Source organism: Acetomicrobium sp. S15 = DSM 107314 (assembly GCF_016125955.1).
GTDB lineage: Bacteria > Synergistota > Synergistia > Synergistales > Thermosynergistaceae > Thermosynergistes > Thermosynergistes pyruvativorans.
Genome location: NZ_JADEVE010000415.1, coordinates 18,825 through 39,310, shown reverse-complemented (window position 1 = coordinate 39,310; position 20,486 = coordinate 18,825). Strand labels below are relative to the sequence as shown.

The 20,486-nt window shown below is 54.5% G+C and carries 25 protein-coding genes; 12 read left to right on the top strand and 13 right to left on the bottom strand.

Annotated elements, in window-relative coordinates; translation table 11 throughout:
* Window positions 1-22: 22 nt before the first annotated feature.
* The 4 genes from EZM41_RS12205 to EZM41_RS12190 form a co-directional block, all read right to left on the bottom strand.
* A complete protein-coding gene (locus EZM41_RS12205; protein ID WP_198471370.1) occupies window positions 23-502 on the bottom strand; it encodes a tripartite tricarboxylate transporter TctB family protein in 480 nt (159 codons plus the stop codon).
* A gap of 81 nt (window positions 503-583) precedes the next feature.
* On the bottom strand, window positions 584-1,612 hold the full coding sequence (locus EZM41_RS12200) for a Bug family tripartite tricarboxylate transporter substrate binding protein (RefSeq protein ID WP_198471368.1): 1,029 nt from the start codon (window positions 1,610-1,612) through the stop codon (window positions 584-586).
* A gap of 202 nt (window positions 1,613-1,814) precedes the next feature.
* Window positions 1,815-2,612 carry an ABC transporter permease gene (locus EZM41_RS12195; RefSeq protein ID WP_198471366.1) on the bottom strand — a complete coding sequence of 266 codons (798 nt, stop codon included), beginning with the start codon at window positions 2,610-2,612 and terminating at the stop codon, window positions 1,815-1,817.
* A 30-nt stretch (window positions 2,613-2,642) separates the two neighbouring features.
* The gene (locus tag EZM41_RS12190; protein WP_198471357.1) at window positions 2,643-3,275 is read right to left on the bottom strand and encodes an ABC transporter ATP-binding protein; all 633 of its coding nucleotides are present in this window, start codon (window positions 3,273-3,275) and stop codon (window positions 2,643-2,645) included.
* A 146-nt stretch (window positions 3,276-3,421) separates the two neighbouring features.
* Here EZM41_RS12190 and EZM41_RS12185 point away from each other — a divergent pair, with 146 nt between their 5' ends.
* Window positions 3,422-3,763 carry an encapsulin-associated ferritin-like protein gene (locus EZM41_RS12185; protein ID WP_198471349.1) on the top strand — a complete coding sequence of 114 codons (342 nt, stop codon included), beginning with the start codon at window positions 3,422-3,424 and terminating at the stop codon, window positions 3,761-3,763.
* 25 nt (window positions 3,764-3,788) lie between these two features.
* On the top strand, window positions 3,789-4,583 hold the full coding sequence (locus EZM41_RS12180) for a family 1 encapsulin nanocompartment shell protein (RefSeq protein WP_198471347.1): 795 nt from the start codon (window positions 3,789-3,791) through the stop codon (window positions 4,581-4,583).
* A gap of 103 nt (window positions 4,584-4,686) precedes the next feature.
* Here EZM41_RS12180 and EZM41_RS12175 read toward each other — a convergent pair whose 3' ends face one another.
* Window positions 4,687-5,121, bottom strand: a complete 435-nt coding sequence (locus tag EZM41_RS12175; protein ID WP_198471345.1) for an arsenate reductase ArsC — start codon at window positions 5,119-5,121, stop codon at window positions 4,687-4,689.
* 522 nt (window positions 5,122-5,643) lie between these two features.
* Between EZM41_RS12175 and cysE the strand changes: the two genes are divergently transcribed.
* The 3 genes from cysE (at window position 5,644) to ilvD (ending at window position 9,150) form a co-directional block, all read left to right on the top strand.
* The gene (gene cysE, locus EZM41_RS12170; protein WP_446697849.1) at window positions 5,644-6,348 is read left to right on the top strand and encodes a serine O-acetyltransferase; all 705 of its coding nucleotides are present in this window, start codon (window positions 5,644-5,646) and stop codon (window positions 6,346-6,348) included.
* Complete coding sequence (gene cysK / locus EZM41_RS12165) at window positions 6,349-7,266, top strand: cysteine synthase A (protein WP_198471642.1); 918 nt, start codon at window positions 6,349-6,351, stop codon at window positions 7,264-7,266. It abuts the gene before it with no gap.
* 213 nt (window positions 7,267-7,479) lie between these two features.
* Window positions 7,480-9,150, top strand: coding sequence for a dihydroxy-acid dehydratase (gene ilvD, locus EZM41_RS12160; protein ID WP_232619369.1), 1,671 nt, complete (start codon window positions 7,480-7,482; stop codon window positions 9,148-9,150).
* A 109-nt stretch (window positions 9,151-9,259) separates the two neighbouring features.
* Here the strand turns inward: ilvD and EZM41_RS12155 are convergent, their stop codons facing one another.
* From EZM41_RS12155 to EZM41_RS12145, 3 genes are all read right to left on the bottom strand, one after another.
* Complete coding sequence (locus tag EZM41_RS12155) at window positions 9,260-10,252, bottom strand: NAD(P)H-quinone oxidoreductase (protein ID WP_198471343.1); 993 nt, start codon at window positions 10,250-10,252, stop codon at window positions 9,260-9,262.
* 74 nt (window positions 10,253-10,326) lie between these two features.
* Window positions 10,327-11,166 carry a cyclase family protein gene (locus EZM41_RS12150; RefSeq protein WP_232619368.1) on the bottom strand — a complete coding sequence of 280 codons (840 nt, stop codon included), beginning with the start codon at window positions 11,164-11,166 and terminating at the stop codon, window positions 10,327-10,329.
* 148 nt (window positions 11,167-11,314) lie between these two features.
* Window positions 11,315-12,553 (bottom strand): CCA tRNA nucleotidyltransferase, encoded by a 1,239-nt coding sequence (locus EZM41_RS12145; protein WP_198471341.1) that lies wholly within the window; start codon window positions 12,551-12,553, stop codon window positions 11,315-11,317.
* 136 nt (window positions 12,554-12,689) lie between these two features.
* Between EZM41_RS12145 and EZM41_RS12140 the strand changes: the two genes are divergently transcribed.
* From EZM41_RS12140 to EZM41_RS12120, 5 genes are all read left to right on the top strand, one after another.
* Complete coding sequence (locus EZM41_RS12140) at window positions 12,690-12,905, top strand: DUF1659 domain-containing protein (protein WP_198471340.1); 216 nt, start codon at window positions 12,690-12,692, stop codon at window positions 12,903-12,905.
* Window positions 12,906-12,949: 44 nt separating this feature from the next.
* Window positions 12,950-13,150, top strand: a complete 201-nt coding sequence (locus tag EZM41_RS12135) for a DUF2922 family protein (protein WP_198471338.1) — start codon at window positions 12,950-12,952, stop codon at window positions 13,148-13,150.
* Window positions 13,151-13,229: 79 nt separating this feature from the next.
* Window positions 13,230-13,379, top strand: a complete 150-nt coding sequence (locus tag EZM41_RS12130; RefSeq protein WP_198471336.1) for a YvrJ family protein — start codon at window positions 13,230-13,232, stop codon at window positions 13,377-13,379.
* Window position 13,380: 1 nt separating this feature from the next.
* Window positions 13,381-13,731: a D-Ala-D-Ala carboxypeptidase family metallohydrolase gene (locus EZM41_RS12125; RefSeq protein ID WP_198471334.1), complete on the top strand. Its 351-nt coding sequence runs from the start codon at window positions 13,381-13,383 to the stop codon at window positions 13,729-13,731.
* Window positions 13,732-13,736: 5 nt separating this feature from the next.
* Window positions 13,737-14,207, top strand: coding sequence for a sigma-70 family RNA polymerase sigma factor (locus EZM41_RS12120; protein WP_198471332.1), 471 nt, complete (start codon window positions 13,737-13,739; stop codon window positions 14,205-14,207).
* A 32-nt stretch (window positions 14,208-14,239) separates the two neighbouring features.
* On the opposite strand, the gene EZM41_RS12115 is transcribed toward EZM41_RS12120, so the two are convergent.
* The 4 genes from EZM41_RS12115 to EZM41_RS12100 all read right to left on the bottom strand — a co-directional run bounded on the left by EZM41_RS12115 (window position 14,240) and on the right by EZM41_RS12100 (window position 16,861).
* Window positions 14,240-14,413, bottom strand: coding sequence for a DUF362 domain-containing protein (locus EZM41_RS12115; RefSeq protein WP_198471330.1), 174 nt, complete (start codon window positions 14,411-14,413; stop codon window positions 14,240-14,242).
* A gap of 144 nt (window positions 14,414-14,557) precedes the next feature.
* The gene (locus EZM41_RS12110) at window positions 14,558-15,574 is read right to left on the bottom strand and encodes an NAD(P)H-dependent glycerol-3-phosphate dehydrogenase (protein ID WP_198471328.1); all 1,017 of its coding nucleotides are present in this window, start codon (window positions 15,572-15,574) and stop codon (window positions 14,558-14,560) included.
* A gap of 18 nt (window positions 15,575-15,592) precedes the next feature.
* A complete protein-coding gene (locus tag EZM41_RS12105; protein ID WP_198471326.1) occupies window positions 15,593-15,883 on the bottom strand; it encodes an acylphosphatase in 291 nt (96 codons plus the stop codon).
* Window positions 15,884-16,132: 249 nt separating this feature from the next.
* A complete protein-coding gene (locus EZM41_RS12100) occupies window positions 16,133-16,861 on the bottom strand; it encodes an RraA family protein (protein WP_198471324.1) in 729 nt (242 codons plus the stop codon).
* Window positions 16,862-17,006: 145 nt separating this feature from the next.
* Here EZM41_RS12100 and EZM41_RS12095 point away from each other — a divergent pair, with 145 nt between their 5' ends.
* Window positions 17,007-18,164 (top strand): MFS transporter, encoded by a 1,158-nt coding sequence (locus EZM41_RS12095; protein WP_198471323.1) that lies wholly within the window; start codon window positions 17,007-17,009, stop codon window positions 18,162-18,164.
* Between the two features lie 45 nt (window positions 18,165-18,209).
* Here EZM41_RS12095 and EZM41_RS12090 read toward each other — a convergent pair whose 3' ends face one another.
* Window positions 18,210-19,277: an NADH:flavin oxidoreductase/NADH oxidase gene (locus EZM41_RS12090; protein WP_198471321.1), complete on the bottom strand. Its 1,068-nt coding sequence runs from the start codon at window positions 19,275-19,277 to the stop codon at window positions 18,210-18,212.
* 188 nt (window positions 19,278-19,465) lie between these two features.
* Between EZM41_RS12090 and dctP the strand changes: the two genes are divergently transcribed.
* The gene (gene dctP, locus EZM41_RS12085) at window positions 19,466-20,461 is read left to right on the top strand and encodes a TRAP transporter substrate-binding protein DctP (RefSeq protein WP_198471319.1); all 996 of its coding nucleotides are present in this window, start codon (window positions 19,466-19,468) and stop codon (window positions 20,459-20,461) included.
* Window positions 20,462-20,486: the final 25 nt, after the last annotated feature.

The following is a 20,486-nucleotide window of genomic DNA, read 5'->3' as shown; positions in this document are numbered from 1 at the left end:
TTACCTCTCCTTTTAGGGCTCCTTATGGCAACGGAATCAAAAATATCTTCCCAAAGAGGTAAGAAATTCCCAAAGAAGCCAATGCTGATATGATCACGATCCAATGTATTTTAGTGGCCTTAAAAAATGACATTGAAATGACAAGGAAGAGAAAGGTGGCGAGCGTATAATTAATGTGACCCAAAAACACGAAACAATACAATAAAATAAGCCCTATAGCCAAAAATAGACGTTTCCTCTCTGTGGCAATCACCGCCGCTTCCTCGTGGGACACTTCAACGGCATCTTCTGCCTGAAACTTCGACCTGCGCCTCCCCCAAAAAACCAATCCCAGGCTCATCGCGATGATGCAAAAAGAAAGAAAGGCCGGAAACAAACCAGGCGCTGTATAGACGTCGTCGTAAACAGGCATGCGCAACGATTCCTCCAAGGCAAGGGCGGCGAATGCCGCAAAAGCAAGGCCCATCTTCACATCTGTTTTCGACGTTCCCTTGCTATCCATGGCTCAATCATCCCCTCTTAGACGAAAACGTAAACGAAGAAAAGAGGGGGCAGGATGCCCCCTCTTTATAAGACTACTCTATTACTTGCCTAAACTAAGCCCTTCGGGCTTGGGGATTCCCAAGTCGGCCGGGTTTTTCTTGGCTACGCCCACTTCCCAGAGTATCCAAGAGACCAGGGAGGTATCTTTGGCCGCCAGCTCTTCAGACTGAGCTCTATCGTAGCCGACCCAGTCCATAACCTGCGACTCGCACAATTTTTTAAAGCCTTCGCTGTTAACAGCCACCTTGTAAGCCTCATCCAACTTTTGCAGCACTTCATCCGGGACGCCTTTGGGCGCGGCGATGCCCCACCAACCGCCAAAGGGGACCAGGCCCTTCATTTCCGGCACAAAGTCTGTAACGGGCGGAATCGGGCCATAACCCGGAAGCTCTACTGGCTCGTCGCTGAAATTCATCAATGGTCTGACTTTCTTTCCTCTGATGAATTCAGCCTGCTCCATGAGCCCTGTAGCCGCTATATCGACTTCGCCACCGATGGCAGCCACCGTGGCCGGGTGCCCTCCAGAGTACGGAACATATTTGTAGTCGAACCCCACGACGGCCTTGAGCATCTCCATGCCCACATGCCAGCCGGTTCCCAGTCCAGAGCCAGAAACAGTGGCGCTTGCGCCCTTTTCCTTGAGAAATTTGATCAAGTCATGACCATCTTTTATAGGCGAGCCAGGTCTGACCGAAATACAGAGCGTCCCCATGGCCCCTATCCAATGATGGAAATCTTTGTAGTTGAAGTTGCCGAGATCCATCACCTGGAACATGCGGATGTTGTCGGATTCGCCCACGAGGGTGTAGCCGTCATGCGGTTTTGCGAGCACGAAGGCGGTCGCTACAGCTCCAGAAGCACCGGGCATGTTGACCACAGAGATCGGCTGCCCAAGGACCTTCTGCATCTCCGCCGACAAGGCTCTCGCCACCATATCCGTGGCTCCACCAGCAGCGAAGTGCACAACTACAGTTATAGGCCTCTCGGGCCACGCCGCTAAGGCAGCTCCTCCTGTCAACGACACCGCCAGCGCAACAGCCAAAACCAGGAACGCCGCTTTCTTAAACATCCTACCTGCCCCCTTTCAATCTGCTTATTTCTGAAAAACCGAAACGCTTTTCCAAAAGACCTCGACGCTGCTGCTTGTCACCCCCTCACCGCTCAGATTTGCTTTGATTTTATTATAGCAACCCCAATAGCAAACAACAACCCCACATTCCATTCAATGGAATGGGGGTTGCAAAGTGGTAATCACGCTTAAATTGACTCTGTTACTTCGCGCTGAACTTTAGGTTCAAAAGCAAGGCTCCTTCCTTGTCGAAAAGGCGTTTGTATGCGAGGCCTACCAAGATGAAACTCCCCATGGTTACGGCAGCGGCGATTACATACATGATGACGATTTGATATCGCACGGCTTCGCGTGGGTCTGCCCCTCCCAAGATCTGACCTGTCATCATCCCCGGAAGGCTTACCAACCCTATTACCATCATTGAGTTTATAGTAGGAGTCATCCCTGCCCGCACTGCGTCACAAACGCAACCACGCACCGCTTCCCAAGGCGTGGCACCGCAGGCGATGAGTACTTCCAACTCGTTAATCTTATCCCTGGCCGAAGCATACAACCGCTCGAGCGAGATGGCCACGGCATTCATCGAGTTTCCCAATATCATGCCGAATATGGGGATCACAATGCGGGGCGAGTACCACGGCTCTGCCCTGATTATCAGCGTTACTACCATCAAGCCGGTTATAAGCGTGCTCAAAAGGAGCGCCAGGAACGCCAACGCGCGGGGATATTGAGGCACGCCCTTGGTGCGGCGCGTGGCAGCCTGTGTGGCTATAGCCGTCATGATAACTATGACCGCGGCAGTGAGGAATAAATTTTTCTGTGCAAAGAGAACCGAAAGGATGAAGCCCATGATGTAAAGTTGAAAGAAAGTCCTAATGGCACTGACAGCAAGGGACTTTACAATGCCGAGCCTCAAAGACGCCGCTAAAACGCCGGCTAAGACGAGAAGAATGGTAGAGAGAACGAGCTGCCCGTTGGAGATCGGTATTACTCCACTCATATGATATTACCTCCGTCCTTGAGCCTTATATCAGTGAGTCTTGTTAATGCTCATGGTGCGCGTTACGCCTTCCATCCCTTGGTGAGAGACAAGCAAGATACCCCTTTCGCCGCCCGCAACCCAACGAGAGAGAAAAGACGCGAGCTTTTCTTTCGCTTTCTCGTCGAGAGGGGCTGCAGGTTCATCGAGCAGCAACACGATCGGTTCTATGAGGATGGCCCGCACCAAGGCGACCCGGGCAACCTCCCCACTTGAAAGAGTACGCGCTTCTTGAGCCAATATTCCTTCATCCAGCCCCAACTCGTTTAAAAGAAGCGCGACTGTCATGCGCAGCGGCGGCGTCTCTTTTTTGTAGATGGAAAATCGAAAGGGATACGTTATGTTTTCCAAGACCGTAGCGTTAGCAAGCATTTGAGGCGCAACGTAATGTACGCTTCGTCGCCACCTGGAAGGCGGTACATCCTCGCAGGGTTTTCCGTTCAGCCAAATGTTTCCGCTTATGCGCGGGTGGAGGCGGGCAAGCGTGCGCAGCAGCGTCGTCTTTCCAGCGCCCGAGGGGCCTTGAAGCAGCAGTATTTCCTTCGCTTTCACCTCGCCGCTACTGCTAAAACTCTTCTCCTGCGGAAGAGACGGTACCAGGTCTTTCCATGTAAGAAGCGCCATTCACTTCTAACCCCCTTCTAACCCCCTTAACCTAAGTGAATATAGCTTGGGCGGAGCCTGACGTCAATTGACATTATTCTCAATTATGCCTATCCTTTTGTCGTAAATGTCAAAGTCATAGATATTGCCCTGAAGGAGGGGTAGAAATGTATCATGAGCCAGTAGAGGAATTGAGCAGCAAAGACCGGGATATCCACAGGGCGTTAGTCAGCCTCAAGGAGGAGGTTGAGGCTGTCGATTGGTACCACCAAAGAGCGGCCACCGCGAGCGACGATGCCGTGAAAGCCATAATTGAACACAACCGCAATGAGGAGATGGAGCATGCCAGTATGCTCCTTGAGTGGCTGAGGCGAAATGTCCCGGAGTGGGATGAAGCCTTGCGCACTTATCTATTCACAGAAGAACCCATCACCGAGATAGAAGCCTCCGCCGCGGGCGAAGAAGAAGCCAACGGTAGGGGAAGCCTCGACATAGGCAGTCTAAAGTGATAAAAAAGGAATAGGAGGTATAGCTATGGATATCCTGAAGAGGAAATTGGCTCCGATTTCAGCAGAAGCATGGGAGCAGATAGATGACCAGGCAAAGAAGATTTTGATCAACAATCTCTCCGCAAGGAAGTTCGTGGACGTTGTGGGACCGATGGGCTGGGACTATGCGGCCTGCCCGACGGGTAAAGTCGAGACAGTTAAAGCATGTGAGGGGAAAGGCATATGCCTCGGCGTGAGGCAGGTGCTTCCCCTCGTCGAACCTCGAGTCGAGTTTGAGCTGTGCCTGTGGGAGCTGGACAACATCACGAGGGGTCTAAAGAACCCTGACCTATCGCCTCTCGAGGAAGCTGCGCGCCAGATGGCGTGCTTCGAAGAAGAAGCTATATACAAAGGCCTTAAAGAAGGAAGCATCGTCGGCCTAAGAGAAGCCACAGCGCAGAGGAGCCTTAAGGTCTCCATGGAAGAGTCGAGCTTCATCGGCGGCGTGGCCGATGCTGTCTCCTCTCTAAAATCGAGCGGCGTAGAAGGACCTTATGTCCTCGTGGCCGGAACAAAGATATGGAAGTGGATCCTAAGCCGAGCCGAAGGCTATCCGCTGGCCAAAAGGATCGAAGCTCTCGCCGAAAAGATTATACCTGCCCCATCCATAGATGAGGCTTACGTAGTATCGCTCCGCGGCGGCGATATGGAACTCGTCTTGGGGGTTGACTTCTCTCTGGGCTTTGTGAACAGGAGCGCCGAAAGTGTGAAACTCTTCCTGACGGAATCGTTCACGTTCCGCGTCGTTAACCCCGAAGCTATACTCAGACTCGAGGTATAAGGAGCGCAGGGGGCGGCTAAGCCGCCCCCTTAATTGATATTGTGATTTAGTAAGAGCTAACGGCAGTCAACAAACACAAAAAGTAAGGACCTGACCGCCAGAGTTATTTTATCCATTCTTCGATTTTTGCTTTTAACTGATCACGTAGTTCTCTCGCTTTTTGGAGCTTCTCTTCCCAGCTGCCTGTAAACGAGGCTGGATCCGGAAGCGACCAGTGGAGCTGTTCTCTTACGCCAGGAAATATAGGGCAGCGCTCCGCCTGAACTGCGTCGCAGACGGCAATGACGTAATGGTACGTTTTACCTGCTTTGTAAAGGTCAAAGATGCTCTTCGTCGCGTTTTTGGATATGTCGATCCCGATTTCTTTCATGACTTCGATGGCGAGCGGGTTTATCTCATCTCCAGCCTCAAGTCCAGCGCTCTCCACCTCGAAGCGATCTCCTCCTAAGGCCTTAAGAAGGGCCTCTCCCATTTGGCTTCTGGCGGTATTTCTACCACACACAAAGAGCACCTTGATTTTATTCTGTTGAGCAGACATGCTGATCCCTCCTTTTGCAGTAATTTTAACCCAAATCGATTACAGTTTTATAACAGGAGGCTCGCTCTTCGCGCCACTTCTCACCTGCGTCACAATTACATGAGCAACGATATTGTCATCTGGATATAAAGGGCAAAAACACAAAAAGTAAAAAACTTGTCACTCAGGGGTTGACAGAGGGAGAAAAGTTAGGTAGGCTTAACTTCGACGCAAAGTGGGCGGTGACATTGAGTGAGGGCGGTTAAAGTTAAAGGGCGTATTTTAAGAACAAATGTGTGTATATGTAGGTGGATCCTCTCCTGATCCACCGCGGCTTTCTCTTGGCCGCGGTGGAGACGAACCGCAGCTGGGGGAAGGCACAAGGCGGCCATAGCGCAAGCCGCAAGGCATAAATCGACAAAGATTATTCAAAGGCGGGTTTACCCAGTGCGGTGGTAAACCCGCCTTTTTATAACTGCTATACAACGATACTTTTAACTTAAAAAGACTGAAAACAAGCTAACCAGTGAGGAGGGAAACGAGATGAAAGAAATGTGGAAAACATTAAAGGCGGATTTTACGGCGGTGAGAGAACGGGATCCTGCTCTACCGCGGGGCTTTTTGGGAGTTTTAGAGGCAATGACATGCTACCCCGGATTCCACGCAATCGTTTTTCATCGCCTAACGCACTTCCTGCACTCGAGGCTTCACATTCCCTTTCTGCCGCGCTTCTTATCCCAATTGGTCCGGTGGATAACGGGAATCGAGATTCATCCAGGAGCTAAGATCGGCAGGGGCGTGTTCATAGACCACGGTATGGGCGTGGTGATAGGCGAAACGGCTGTCGTAGGGGACAATGTTACGCTCTACCAGGGCGTGACATTGGGCGGCACCGGCAAAGACAAGGGCAAGCGCCACCCCACGCTGGAGGAGGGAGCCCTTGTGGGCAGCGGGGCCAAGATTTTAGGAAATATCGTGATAGGGGAAAACGCCAGGATTGGAGCCGGCAGTGTCGTGGTCCGCGACGTGCCGCCTGAAAGCACGGTGGTCGGCGTACCCGGCATCGTGGTAAGAGAGCGCGGAGCCAAACTAAGAAGTCCAAGGGAGAGGTTAAACCATGGAGACCTTCCCGAGCCTCTGGTTTTAAGACTCAAAGCGCTGGAGACAGAGGTCAAACTCCTCAAAGAGCGCCTCAGCTTGTTGGAAGACTTAGAGGAAGATGTAACGGGATCAAAGGAGGCGGTTTAGCTGGATTGCGCCGTCGATCGCATCGCCTTAAGAAAGCTCATAGGGAAGACCCCAATGATGAAGCTCGCCCTCGAGGGATCTCGTATATGGCTAAAACTCGAGGGTAACAACATCGGAGGCTCGGTGAAAGACAGAGCCGCCTGGGGGATGCTCCGCTTTGCTGAGATTGAGGGAAAGCTCCAAGAGGGCGCGACGATCGTCGAGCCTACATCGGGCAATACCGGCATAGGCTTTGCCATGTTGGGAGCGTCTCTGGGCCTCAAGGTGATTTTAACGATGCCAGAGTCGATGTCTTTGGAGCGGAGGAGTGTGCTTTCCGCTTACGGCGCGGAAGTCGTGCTCACCCCCACAGAAACCGGGATGAAGGGAGCCATCGAGGCCGCTCAAAAGATTGTAAGCGAAATCCCGAGGGCCTTTATGCCAGATCAGTTTTCAAACCCTGGTAACCCGTGGGCTCACCAGGTGACGACCGGTCCCGAGATCGTGGCAGACATAAAAGGGAAAGAGATCGCCGCCTTCGTAGCCGGCGTTGGAACCGGCGGCACGATAACGGGCGTGGGGCGCATCGTAAAAGCCGCCTTCCCCAACGCACAGGTCATCGCGGTAGAGCCACAAAAGAGCGCAGTTTTGAGTGGAGGAAGCGCAGGAAGACACGCAATAGAGGGGATCGGGGCCGGCTTCATCCCCAAAAACCTGGACCTCGATATAATAGATCGAGTCGTGCAAGTACCAGACGAAGCAGCCATGGAAATGGCGCGACTCCTCGCGCGAAAAGAGGGTTTGTTCGTGGGGATATCAACGGGTGCCAACGTGTGGGCTGCCCTGACCTTGACGAGGGAGATAGGTGGAAATATCGTCACCATCTCACCGGATAGAGGCGATAAATACCTTAGCACGGCCGCTTTTAAAACCTCGTAAAGAAAACTCGGCCGGCACCTTGTAGTGATGTTCGGCAGCCAGCGCCCGAAGGCCATCGGTGCTATCGTTGCCCTGTTGTATAGCCAATCGCCATAGCAATGGCATCGCCATATAAGATGAGCAAGGGTAAACACAAAAAAATAAAGACCTGATCCAGGGGTTGGTTTATAATGGGACGAGGGTTATGACATTGTCGAGAAGGGGGTAAGGGGTTTGAGGAGCAAGGAAGTGCTTAAAAAGCCGGAGTTTTCCATGCAGAGGGCTGCTTACAAGTCAATGGGATATTCAGATGACGACCTGTCGCGCCCCATAATAGGTATAGCCAATTCGTGGAACACGATCGTGCCAGGACATTTCAACCTGCGGTTGGTGAGCGAGTTCGTAAAGAGAGGGATATACAGAGGCGGCGGCACAGCTGTGGAGTTCGGCGTAATAGCCGCCTGCGACGGGGTGGCCCAGGGACACGACGGAATGCACTACATTCTCCCCTCCAGAGAGCTCATAGCAAATGACATCGAAGTCATGGCACAAGCCCACAGGCTCGACGGCTTAGTGCTTTTGGGTTCCTGCGATAAGATCGTTCCGGGCATGCTCATGGCGGCGGCCAGGCTCGACATACCGGCCATAATAGTCCCTGGCGGGCCGATGTTGGGTGGGATCGAGTTCGACGAGCGCAAGGCAGATCTCACATCAGTTTCTGAGGCGCTGGGCATGATGAGCGCCGGGAAGATAAGCGAGGAAGAGTACTACAATCTCGAGGATGTCGCCTGCCCCGGATGTGGTTCCTGCGCTTTCTTCGGAACGGCCAACACCATGTGTTCGCTCGCCGAGGCTTTCGGGATGACGCTTCCAGGCGGAGCGCTCACCCCAGCCACATACGCCGAGCGGTTGCGGATAGCTCAAGAAAGCGGCATCGCGATATGTGAACTCGTCAAGAAAAACATAAGCGCACGCAAGATCATAAACAAGGCCTCGCTGGAAAACGCCATAAGGGTATGCATGGCGACGGGCGGCTCCACAAACGCGGCCCTGCATCTACCTGCTATCGCCTATGAGGCTGGCCTGTCGCTCGATGTTTTGGAGATGTTCGATTCCCTGAGCCGCACAACGCCGCAGATAGCCAAGGTGAACCCGGCCTCCAAGTGGGACATGGAAGCCTTCTACATGGCGGGCGGCATACCGAGGGTCATGGAAAATTTGGGAGACCTCATCAACCGCGACGCCCTGACCTGCACCGGGCGCACGGTGGCAGAGAATTTAGCAAGTTACCGCTACCACTATCCGGAGGACAAGAGGGTCATAAGGGATCTATCTGATCCGTTCAACGCCACGGGCGGACTGGCCATTCTGCACGGCAATTTGGCGCCAGACGGAGCAGTATGCAAACCCGGCGCGATGGACCCGTCCGTGTGGCACTTCAAGGGCAAAGCCATGGTTTTCGACGACGAAGAGAGCGCCGACAAGGCGATCCTCGACGGCAAGGTGGGCCCTGGTACGGTGGTCGTCATACGATACGAAGGGCCAAAAGGAGGCCCCGGGATGAGAGAGATGTACAACGCCATGAAATACCTCTACGGGAGAGGACTCGCCCTTTCCACGGCGCTCGTCACGGACGGCAGATTCTCCGGCACGAACAACGGTTGCTTCGTCGGCCACATATCGCCCGAGGCCGCTGAAGGGGGTCCTTTGGCGATCGTCAAGGACGGAGACGAGATCACTATAGATGTAGAAAAGAGGGAGCTCACGCTCCATGTGAGCGACGAGGAGATCAAACGTAGGCTCGCCCAGTGGAAGCGCCCAGAGCCGAAGGTCAAGACCGGCTATCTGGCGCTATATTCCAAGCTAGCCTCATCGGCATCTAAGGGAGCAATATTCAAGTTCTAGCTCCACGGCTTAAAACTAAAGCGGCGCCCGGCAAGTTAAAAACCAAGACCGGGCGCCGCTTCGCTTATGACCGCTATGGCCGCCTTCGTCGAGAGTGCCAAAGGACACCTCACCGAACTGCCAATATGATCTTACCGAAGTTCCTGTTCTCTTCCATGTAGCGATGCGCCTCCGCCGCGCGCTCAAGCGGGAAAGCCGTATCCACGATAGGCCTCAAGCGGCCGGATTCGAACAATGGCAGGATCTCCTTGCGGAAGCGCTGGGTCAGGGCGATTTTTTGCTCTATCGGGCGGGCGCGAAGCGTGGTCCCGACAAGCGTAAGGCGTTTGCTCATGAAGGCCCCTAAATCCACCTCGCCCTTTGCGCCTCCCATGACGGCGATCTGGACTATCCTTCCATCCATAGCCGCGGCCTTTGTGTTGCCATCCAGGTAGGGTTTTCCTATGAAGTCCAAGGTCACATCGACCCCTCGCCCTCCCGTTTCAGAGAGCACCACATCGGCGAAGTTCTCTTCTTTGTAGTTGATGGCTCTATCCGCTCCGAGCCTTACGGTCCTTTCGCATTTATCCGCACTTCCAGCCGTGACGAATATCTTGCTCGCGCCGCCTATCTTGGCGAGCTGAATAGCGGCAGTGCCGACGCCGCTTCCGCCGGCGTGGATCAAAACCACATCGCCGACTTCCATCCTGCCCTTGAAAAAGAGCGCGTCATAAGCGGTCAGAAAGACCTCCGGTATGGCTGCAGCCTCATGGAAGCTTAAATCCCGTGGAACAGGCATGAGCATGCGCTCGTGAGTCACTACGTACTCGGCGTAGCCTCCACCAGCGAGAAGCCCCATAACGCGATCGCCGACCTTCCATTCGAGGACCTGCGATCCGACCTCCTCCACAACTCCGCAAAACTCGAGCCCTGGGACTTCGTACTGAGGCTTGGGCCCAGGCTGCGGATATTTGCCGCGCCTCTGCAACACATCCGCCCTGTTCAGGGCCGTAGCGTGCACGGCCACCTTCACATCGTAAGGGCACAAGACTTGAGGTTCTGGTATATCTTCCGCCTTTAAGACCTCAGGCCCACCATATTCCCTCAAAACGATAGCTTTCAACTTCTTCGTTCACCTCCCTACGCTATGCCATAAACTGCGCCCTATACCGTAAACCGTGCTGACAAAGTGACATTTCAAGGAAGTATTGCAAAAACCCTAGCCGGGAATCCAGAACCGTGAGCCGGCTTTGGGAAGGCCACCACCACGAGCGCGCCGTACTCCGGTACTTTATCGAGGTTAGCGAGCAGTTCTATCTGATAGCGGTCCTGGGACAAGATGTAGGTCTCACAGGAATAATCGCCCTTCGACGTGGCGATACCGGGATCCGTGTCGGTAGTCTCGTGACCGGAGGCAGTAATCTTCCTCTCCTCACATAGGTATTTCAGCACTTCGAGTGACCAGCCGGGATAGTGAGCCACACCATCCTTATCGGCGTTGCGCATGGCTGCCGCGTCCGGCCATCGTTTGGACCAATCAGTCCGCAGTGCCACAAAAGAGCCCTCCGGTATGGGGCCGTTGCGGTTCTCCCATGCCCTCACGTCATTCATCGTGACGACGTAATCGGGGTTTTGTGCAGCTTTCTCGTGAATATCGAGGACCACGAGCGGAAGGAGCATCTCCTTAACGCTTATCTGGTCTATTGTGCGAAGGTCCTTAATGAAGTGGGCCGGCGGGTCGCAATGCGTCCCCCACTGCCCCACATGCGTGTAAACGTGGGCGAAAAAACCATAACCTGCGGAGCCCACGCCCTCGTCGTACCAGTATATGGTCTCCCGCCTCTCGTCCGGGAAACCGGGCCAATGCGGTATGCCTGGCGCAAAGCTGTGGGTGAGATCGACAAACTCTTTTTTCTGGAGCACCTGATAAATCTCAAGAAGCGTCGGTTCCGCTGCCGCAGCCACAGGCGCAAGATATGCGGTCAAAAGCAGGACCACGACCACTCCAAGAAGACGACCTCTCATGCGAACTCTCATAAAACCTCCACCTCCTTCAAAATTGCGCCTAAAGGCTTACTGTGAAACAGATCAGGAAAGTGCAACTATATTTTATCACTCCGCCCATTTCACATACAATAATATCGTAATCGCTTCGCAGCCGCGCTTTCGACATGCTGCACAGCGGCTAACCATCCTGATGTGATGGGTTTTTATATAGCGCGCTGGCAAGGCGGATGGCATCCTCCCTGGTGCAGATCCTTCCTTCCGCCTGAGCCTTTTCTATGGCCTCGAGGATCCTCCCCACCTCGGGGCCTTCTTCTATGCCCAAGACCTCCATTACGTCTTCCCCCGAAACGAGCGGCTGGGGGGTATTCACTTCGAGATAAACGGCAGTTATCCTGTTCCTCATCCAGGCAGAGAGGTCTTTCCCATCGGCCATAGCCTCTGCCCAAGCCAAAAGGAAGAGATCGTCAAGCCAGGTCCGGCCGAAACTTTTGAGGAGCCGCAAGAAGACCCAGGGTGAGAGGCCAGAATGCGCTACCTCCTGCCATTTTACGAGCCCAGCTATGTGGTCGGCCAACCTACGCGGCCAGGCCCAGGCACTCATGATCTGGTCGGCAGCCTTAGCAACGCGATGGTCGAGGCACCCCTCAAAGGCCGCATTCCCTTGCACCTCTCGTATCCTCGCTCTCGCCATGCACTCCAATATGCAGGCGGCCTTTACCTCCGCCCTATCCGTCGCAATGTGAGCATATGTCAGGCACGATTCGGTTTCGGCGGACAGCCCAGGCAGCAGAGTTTTCGCAAGGTCGAGCTCTCTGAGGAAAGCCGTAAAGCGCACCGCGTCGCCTTGCATCGCGCAGAGTACCTCCTTGCCGATGCGCTCCTTCGGCACCTGCGACATCGCATCCTGCCAGCCGTGTGCAGCTGAAAGCGAAGCCTCATCCACGACAAACGCCGGAAGCACGGCCGCGAACCTGGCCAAGCGCAGCGCCCTCAACGGGTCTTCGCGAATACGCACAGCCGCCTCTCCATTGAAGCGAAGGATGCGCCTGGACAGGTCTTTTACCCCATCTACTACATCTATGACTCTGCCGTCCGCCTTCATAGCCAGGGCGTTGACGGTGAAATCCCGCCTCTTGAGATCCCCTTCGAGCGTTTCACTCAAAAAGGGGGTAACCTCTACATTGAAGCCGTCCATGGGGATTACCGCCGTCCAGGGAGGTCCCTTCCTCGTCACTTTGACCCGTTCCCCCCAGAGGGATCGGATCGCCTCGAGGCTCGCACTCGTGGCCACATCGACATCCGATAATTGCTGCCTTCCGAGAAAGAGATCCCTGACAGCCCCACCCACTATCGCCGCTTCGTATCCCTCTATTTCCAGCCCCCGGACGATTGCCAAGGTATTCGATATGCGCTCCATCAACGGCCACTCCCCTCCAAATGCGCCCTTGACGACAACAAATAAATGTCAAATAATGATTTATGTATACTATTTGTATTCATAACCTTCTCCTTCCACTCTTATAAATGAGACCTTAAGAAAGGGGGAAGAAGAGATGGCCAGTTACGCTCCCGTATCCAGTCGCCTTAGCCTTAGGCTCCAGATCGGAACCTACTCGCTCGGGCGGCCGCAGTTGCGAACGCTTTCGCTCTCCGGCGTGGATCCCTCGGCCGATGCCAACGCCACCTACGCAGTAGCTCAGGCGATCGGCGGACTCTTGTCTTATCCGGTCCACGAGATCCAGAAGGTCGACACCGACATCGTAAGTTAGTGTAGCCCAAGGAAGCAAAATTCAAAAGATAGGGAGGTGATAAAGTGAAGACGCTGCGCATGATTTTCAACACGGCCGATGACGACCAGTGGATCCTCTCCCTCCGTTACCCCAAGGATGACGTCACCGCCACGGAGGTGGAGACCGCCATGCAGACCATAGTCGACAACGACGTTTTCGTCTCCGGGCCGGTCTCCATAGCCGGTGCCGAGATTGTGGACCGCACAGTGACCGAGCTTCTGTAGGCAAATGTAGATAGACGGCGCGCGGCGAGCGGTTTTTATATACCACTTGCCGCGCGCCTACACAAGAGAGGTGACGAAGATGGCAGATTTCGTATCCGCAGCCTTGCAAAGCGGCTTCGCCGTAGCGGTAGCCGGGTATCTCCTGGTGCGGATGGAAAAACGCTTAGAGGAGCTCACCGCGGCGATTCGCGACTTACAGATGACGATAACCAGCAAGGGGGTATTTTAGGATGCCCATAAACGACATCCGCCTCTCTTCTCATTTTAAGCTCAAAGAGTTCCAATGTCGCTGCTGCGGGGCAGTTAAAATTCACCCGATGCTGTTGGAGGCGCTGGAGCGCCTGAGGGAACTTTGGGGCAATCCGATAGTTATAACGAGCGGTTACCGCTGCGCGGATCACAACCGAGAGGTGGGAGGTGCAAAGGAAAGCCGCCACACGAAGGGGTTTGCGGCAGATGTAGTCTGCGCCGCCTCTGATCAAGGGCATGTGAGCAAACTTGCGCGTGAAGCGGGCTTCGACCAGGTAATTCTCTACGGCGTCAGGAACTTTATACATTTGGGCGTCTGGCCTAAGGGTTGAAACTCATGGATGAAATCGACACGCTCATAACGCAGTACCGCCCCTTGGTAGAGTCGCTGGCAAAGCGATATGCCGGAAGGGGCGCCGAAGCTGAAGACCTCGCACAAGAAGGATACGCAGCGCTCCTAACGCTTATACCTAAGTGCCGCCGACGGGATGCTCTGCCGCTTTTCCTGAAGAAATCCCTGCCCAGGGCAATTCGCGACGCCGCAAGACGGCTCAGAAGAGGCGCGCACAGCGAAGTGCCTATAGAGGCAGACGACTTGGAAGACGAGCGAGCGCTGACGTACGACAGCGACGCGCATCTCGCCGCACTGTTCCTCGCAGAGAGCTTGATTCGCGACCAAAAAGACAGATATCTCATTTCGCTTTTGACGGAAGGCTATAGCCAAAAAGAGGCTGCGACCATCCTCGGAATGTCGCAGCAGGCAGTAAGCGCAAGGCTCCGCCGCATGAGGCGCGGAGCCTTCGCTTGAAAAAGACTTGCTTAGGTTGCCTTTGTCAGATGCTACTGGGAGATCGCGCTCACCGGGCAGGTGGAGACGCAGGCGCCGCACTCGATACACGTATCGGGATCCACCTGCGCCTTGCCCTCCACTATCGATATCGCTTCAACCGGGCAAACACCTACACATGCTTCACATCCAATGCACGTGTCCCTGTCGACTACTGCCTTTGCCATTACGCACCCTCCTTTGCGATATTGAAAATGCTTTTTATGTGCTCACGCTATTCTAACGGCTAAGCCCACCGTTTAGCAAGACGCTGGCCGCAAAGCCAAAGACGCGCCCATTACAAGAGACGCGCATCGAACAGCGCCCTTCCGCTACTGCGACCACAGCATCTGAGGAGGGAGTTCCGGCTTCATCTCGCGCAGCAACAGTTCCTCCATCGCCACTTTAGGAGTTATCCCTCCGTAGAGTATGTCGCGGACTGCCTTGGCTATTGGAAGGTCTACGCCCATGGCACGTCCTCGCTCGACTATGGGTATAACCGTATATGCTCCCTCGGCTACCTGGCCCAGTTCTGCCTGCGCTTCTTCGAGCGACATCCCCTCGCCCACGCACATGCCGAGCCTCAAATTGCGCGAGTGCGTGCTATAACAAGTCACCACGAGGTCCCCAACGCCGGCCAGACCGGCGAGCGTGAGCGGGTTGGCCCCCATCTTGGCCCCGAGCCTCATGATCTCCGCCAATCCCCTGCAGACCAGTGCGGCCAGGGTGTTGTCGCCGAGGCCCATGGACCTGGCTATGCCTGAAGCTATGGCGATGACGTTTTTGACGGCGCCTCCGAGTTCAACGCCCGTCACATCAACGCTCGTATACACGCGGAAGTAAAAACAGCCGAAAACCTCCTGCCACATCGAAGCGACTTCTTCTTTGGACGAAGCTACGACTACGGCGGTGGGTTGCTCTACTATCACTTCTTCTGCGTGGCTCGGACCGGAGATAACGCTGTAAGAAAGGCCGGGAAGCTCTTCGTCGGCGATTTGGCTTATTCTGAGGCCAGTTTCGATTTCGATCCCCTTTGCAGCGTTGCACAGCAAGATGTCGTCGCCCGCAAGTGGACGCAACAGGCGCAAGGTCTCGCGAACCGCTTGGGTGGGCACGGCTGACACCCACAACTTAGAGAAGGCAGCGGCCTCTTCTAAACTCGATGTGGCATAGACGCCGCTGTGCAGGCGGTGCTCCCTCAAATAGCGCATATTGTGCCCCGTGACGTTTATGGCCCTGGCAGCTTCGGGATTGCGCGACCACAGGCACACAGAAATGCCTTTTTTGGCCAACAAGTCCGCTAAAGCCGTGCCCCAGCTTCCCGCTCCGAATAAGGCAATTCCCTCCACGCAGTTTACCTCCCCGATTCAGAATTCCACATGAAAGTCCACGAGGCCGGGCTCGGGTTCCTCCCACAGTACTGCTACATCCTTCACCGAGGCATATGGCGGCCCCTTACGGCACCAGGCTATCATCGACTCCACTGCGTCGCTTTCGCCCTGAAGGAGGAGCTCCACTCGCCCATCGGGCAGATTTCTCACCCACCCCTTCACGCCTCTCCTTTCAGCCTCTCTCACGGCGTAGTGGCGAAAGCCCACCCCTTGGACGAAGCCCGAGACCCAAACACGCGCTCGTTTTATCTCTCTTCTTTCTCTCATAATACGAAAAGTATAACATCGCAGGCAAAAGCCGCTAAGCCCCGAGCTGCAAAAATGGCACAAAAAACTCAAGCAAAATGATCGAGAGCGATAGATATCGTTGGACGCAGCCCAGCGGAGCGCAGTCTCGTCGTGGAAAGGGTTGCCGTAGTGCGCTTGCCGCGGAAACAAATAGAGGCGGCAATTGCCAAGTGAGCCAAGCAAGGAGGCAGGCATAAAAAAAGAATCTGCCTCTTTGCCGAAAGGTTTTTACATCTTATTCTTCGAGAGCGCTCTTCGCGCCTCCTCCATCCTGTTCCAGGCCGACGAAAGACCTTCGACGGTGACGCTTCCCGAAGAACAATAGTCGATAACGATGCGCTCGGCTTCGGCCTGTTTCTTCACCATCTCCGGAATCTTTTCGGCTATCTCCATTGGGACATTTATTACGCCGTGGATATCGCAGACGAGCAAGTCTCCCGGCGAGACCACGAGGCCGCAGACGTTCACCGGAATGCCGTAGTCGATCATATATATGGAGGCGTGAGATACCAGAACGTCCGTGGCGAAATAGACAAAACCGAGCTCCTCCACCTCCTCCAAATCCCGCACGCCGCCGTGGGTAACTGTACCGATACAGCCCAAAGAGAGGTGCACGTTGGCGTTGACCTCGCCCCAAAAGGCTCCGACCGGTTGGTCGTCCATGTCTCGCACTACGGCAATGCGCGGCTCCGGCACCGAGAGGATATGTTTCCAGTAGCCGCTCCTGTCGGCCGACTTCGCCGCCTTGTACGGAAGATCAGCCCCAACTGTGAGGGTGGTGGCATACCCGGCGATCGGACCCACATCGGCAAACACGGGATGCATGCGTGAGTCACAAAATCCCACATTCCTCGGCCTGATCTCAAAAGCCTCGATCGCGTTTGCGATGGCCGGCGTGGGAATCTTCTTCAACTCCTCCAGGACCTTTCCAGAAACTTTCGCAAATTCTGCTGCCAAAAGGATCACGCCCCTTTTTGCGATTTATGGCACTACCTTTAATGATACCGCTAACGGTAAAGAATAGACTTATACGGCTTATAATGAACTTACACGTATGCCTTTAACATATCTTTGGCCAGTCAGCCGAGGAGCTCGATACCCTGTGAACGGGTTATTGTGGAGGTTTGTAATTGTAAATTTCCTAATGTTGAGCTATAGCAACACCTACTTCCTTCTACCGTCATATCTGGATAAAATGGGCATCGTCGATATCAAGCTCATAAGTTGGGTAATGGGGATATATTTCGGGGCCTCCACGATCGGGAGGCCTTTCACCGCACAATTCATCGAGATGTGGGGACTACGACGTGTGCTTAAGGCCTCCACTCTCATCTGTTTTTGCAGCGCCATCGGGATAGCACTATCTGGAAGCTCAGTCGCGCTTATCTTGTGCTTTCGCGCCATGTCGGGCATCGCCTTCGGCGTGCTCCTGGTGGCCATATCGACAGCGCAAATGATAGCCGTCCCCGATGACAAGAGGGGAGGCTCGTTCGCTTTGACTTCGGCAGGTTCCATGGCCTCCATGCTCGTCTTTACGCCCATCGCCGATTTCTTCCTCCACAAGGGGTTCAACTCCATCTATCCATGGATACCACCGTTTTTGGCCCTGGCGTCTTACTTTGTCAAGATCGATTTGCCCGAGGAGCAGGAGAACGCCCCAGGCAAGTCTAAGGGGATGAAAGGTTGGGCAGCTTTGCTCAGGATGCCAGATGTCAGGGCTCTTCTGATCTCCGTGGCGTTCCTGGGCGTATCCGACGCCTTTATCCTTTTTATTGCAAGCATCAGCATGATAAAGGGTTTAATCCCCTCGTCTTTCCTCTCCGCCTACGCCTTTGCGGCCATAGGCGTGCGCCTTCTCTGTTTTCGCGCCATGGACAGGCTCCCCAGAAAAGCCATAGCGGCTCCATCCTTCGGCATTATGGCCCTCGCCATATTAACTGCCACGTTCTCCTCGAACAACTGGCACTTCGCCATATGTGGAGCCGCCTACGGCCTCTCTATGGGATTCGGTTATCCCGTACACGTATCACTCGTAGGGGACGTGGTGCCTCTTCGCTTGAGGGCAAGATTGTCGTCGTTGTTTTGGTTCCTCTACAGCTTAATCTTCTTCCTCTTCCCCATCTTCGTAGGGCATATCTCCTCATCTGCAGGAGTCATCGCATCTTTGAGGGTATTTTCGCTATCGATATTCGCGGCATCGTTCTTTGTGGCCAAATGGGCATGGCACGAGCGCTGGGGTCAGCTTAAAAAGCGCTCGTAAAGTGGACCGCGGCCAACGAAAGCTAAGCCGATCTACTGCTTGTCTTCACTTGGGCTTGGCTCTCAGGTACTGGAGGGGCCAATCGATATCCTCGCCTAAGGTTGTCGCGGCATGAAGGGGCCAGTGAGGATTTCTAAGCAGCGCCCTCCCCAAAATGACCACGTCCGCGTCACCAGAGCTCACGATACCTTCGGCCTGGAGCGGCTCCGTTATTATGCCAACTGCTCCCGTCATAATGCCTGCTCTTTTGCGTATCTTCGAGGCGAAAGGTACCTGATAACCTGGCTTAGCAGGGACTTTGGCATCGGGTACAAGCCCTCCTGAAGAACAATCTATCAAATCTACGCCGCGCTCCTTGAGGGCCGAAGCCAGCGCCAAGGATTGCTCCAAGTCCCATCCGCCATCGACCCAGTCGGTCGCGGATATGCGGAAGAAGAGCGGCATCCCATCAGGAACGGCATCCCGCACGGCTTCGGCGACTTCAAGGGCGAACTTCATTCTGCCTTCCAGGGAGCCGCCGTAGCGGTCAGTTCTTTTGTTGCTCAAAGGAGATAGGAATTGGTGAATGAGGTAGCCGTGAGCCGCATGTATCTCGATCAAGTCGAAACCGGCACGATGAGCACGTCGGGCCGCCTCGGCGAACGACAAAACGACCCCTTTTATCGCGCCCTCGTCCAGGACTTGAGGCGTGGGGTATCCCGGCCCAAAGGGGACAGAGCTCGGCCCGACGACGGGCCATCCTCCTTCGTCGGTTTTGAGCGGTCGCTCACCCCTCCATGGCAGGTCCATGCTCGCCTTCCGTCCCGCGTGGGCAAGCTGCACCCCAACTTTCGACCCCTGTGCGTGGATAAAGCTCGCCAACTTAGTCATTGGCTCGATCTGTCCGTCATCCCACAGACCTAAATCGCCGGGGGTGATACGGCCGCGCGCTTCTACCGCCGTGGCCTCGACGATCAACAGCCCGACACCCCCGATGGCCCTGGAGCCATAGTGCACCAGGTGCCAATCGCCCGCCATTCCTGATGTCGCTGAATATTGACACATGGGCGACATGACGATCCTGTTTTTGAGCGTGACATCGCGTATGGAAATTGCGGAAAAGAGCTCTGTCATAGCCTTACCTCCAATCGGTCATTTACGGTCCCATATATTTCGTAACTGCTTTAAAAATTCTAACACAAACCGCCGATGATCACTTGAGCGACGCGCAAGGTAGATAGGCCAACGAGATATGTTATATAATTCTTGCTCAAGGACGAAGCGTTGGACACACAGCGCAAGAGATCGCACATAGGAGGGTGATGAAAGTGAGATTCAAGGGGTTGGCATTTTTGGCAGCTTTTATTCTGTTGGGCGCAGCAGCAGGTGATAGCGATGCCGTTGAAAGCTATAGGCTTTCAAACCAGCTTCCGCCGTCGCACCACATCTCCAAGGGCATGGACCTCTTCGCCGAGAAGGTCAAGGAGTATTCAAATGGAGAGGTGGAGATCAAGGTGCTCCACTCTGCCCAACTCTTTAGCGACGCAGAGATCGTCGAGGCGCTTCAGAACGGCCTCGTAGAGCTCGGGGTTGTGCCTGTAAACAAGTGGTCAGGCATGATTCCAGCGGCCGACATCTTTGAGATGCCCTTTGTATTCGCCGACTTATCCTCGCCAGGAAAATTCTTCAAAGCCGGCGGCGGGAAGCTGCTCGATGAAGCGTTCCAGGAGATGGGAGCTAAGGTAGTATTCTGGGTTGACTACGGCTTCGTGCAGTTCTTCAATAATGTAAGGCCCTTGAGGAAGCCCGAGGATTTCAAAGGGCTCAAGATCCGGGCCTTCAGCAAAGGATCGGCGGATTCCATAGAGGCATTGGGCGGAAGCCCCGTCGTAATAAGCTCGTCCGAGATGTATATGGCTCTTCAAAGGAGGACGATTGACGGTGTAACCACCGGCATGCCAGCCGCGGTTTCCAGAAAGCTTCACGAGGTCCTCAAATATATGACTCTCTGCAACTACTCCACGGCGCAATTCATGGTCCAGGCGAACCTCCCCTGGTGGAAGAAGCTTCCCGAGTCCACAAAAGAAGTGCTCCTAAAAGCTGGCAACGATGCCGAAGAGTGGATAAGGAGCGCCATAGCTGATTCCGAAAATGAGGCGCAGCGCTTTCTCGAAGAATACGGCCTGCAAATTACGACGCTAACTCCTGAGGAGCACAAAGCCTTTGCTGACGCAACCATGAAGGTGCGCGAAACATTCCTCAAGCAGAGCGGCACCTTGGGTAAGCAGCTTTTAGACATAGCCCTCTCCATACAGTGACCGAGTTTTTCGCCTCTCGGCCCGA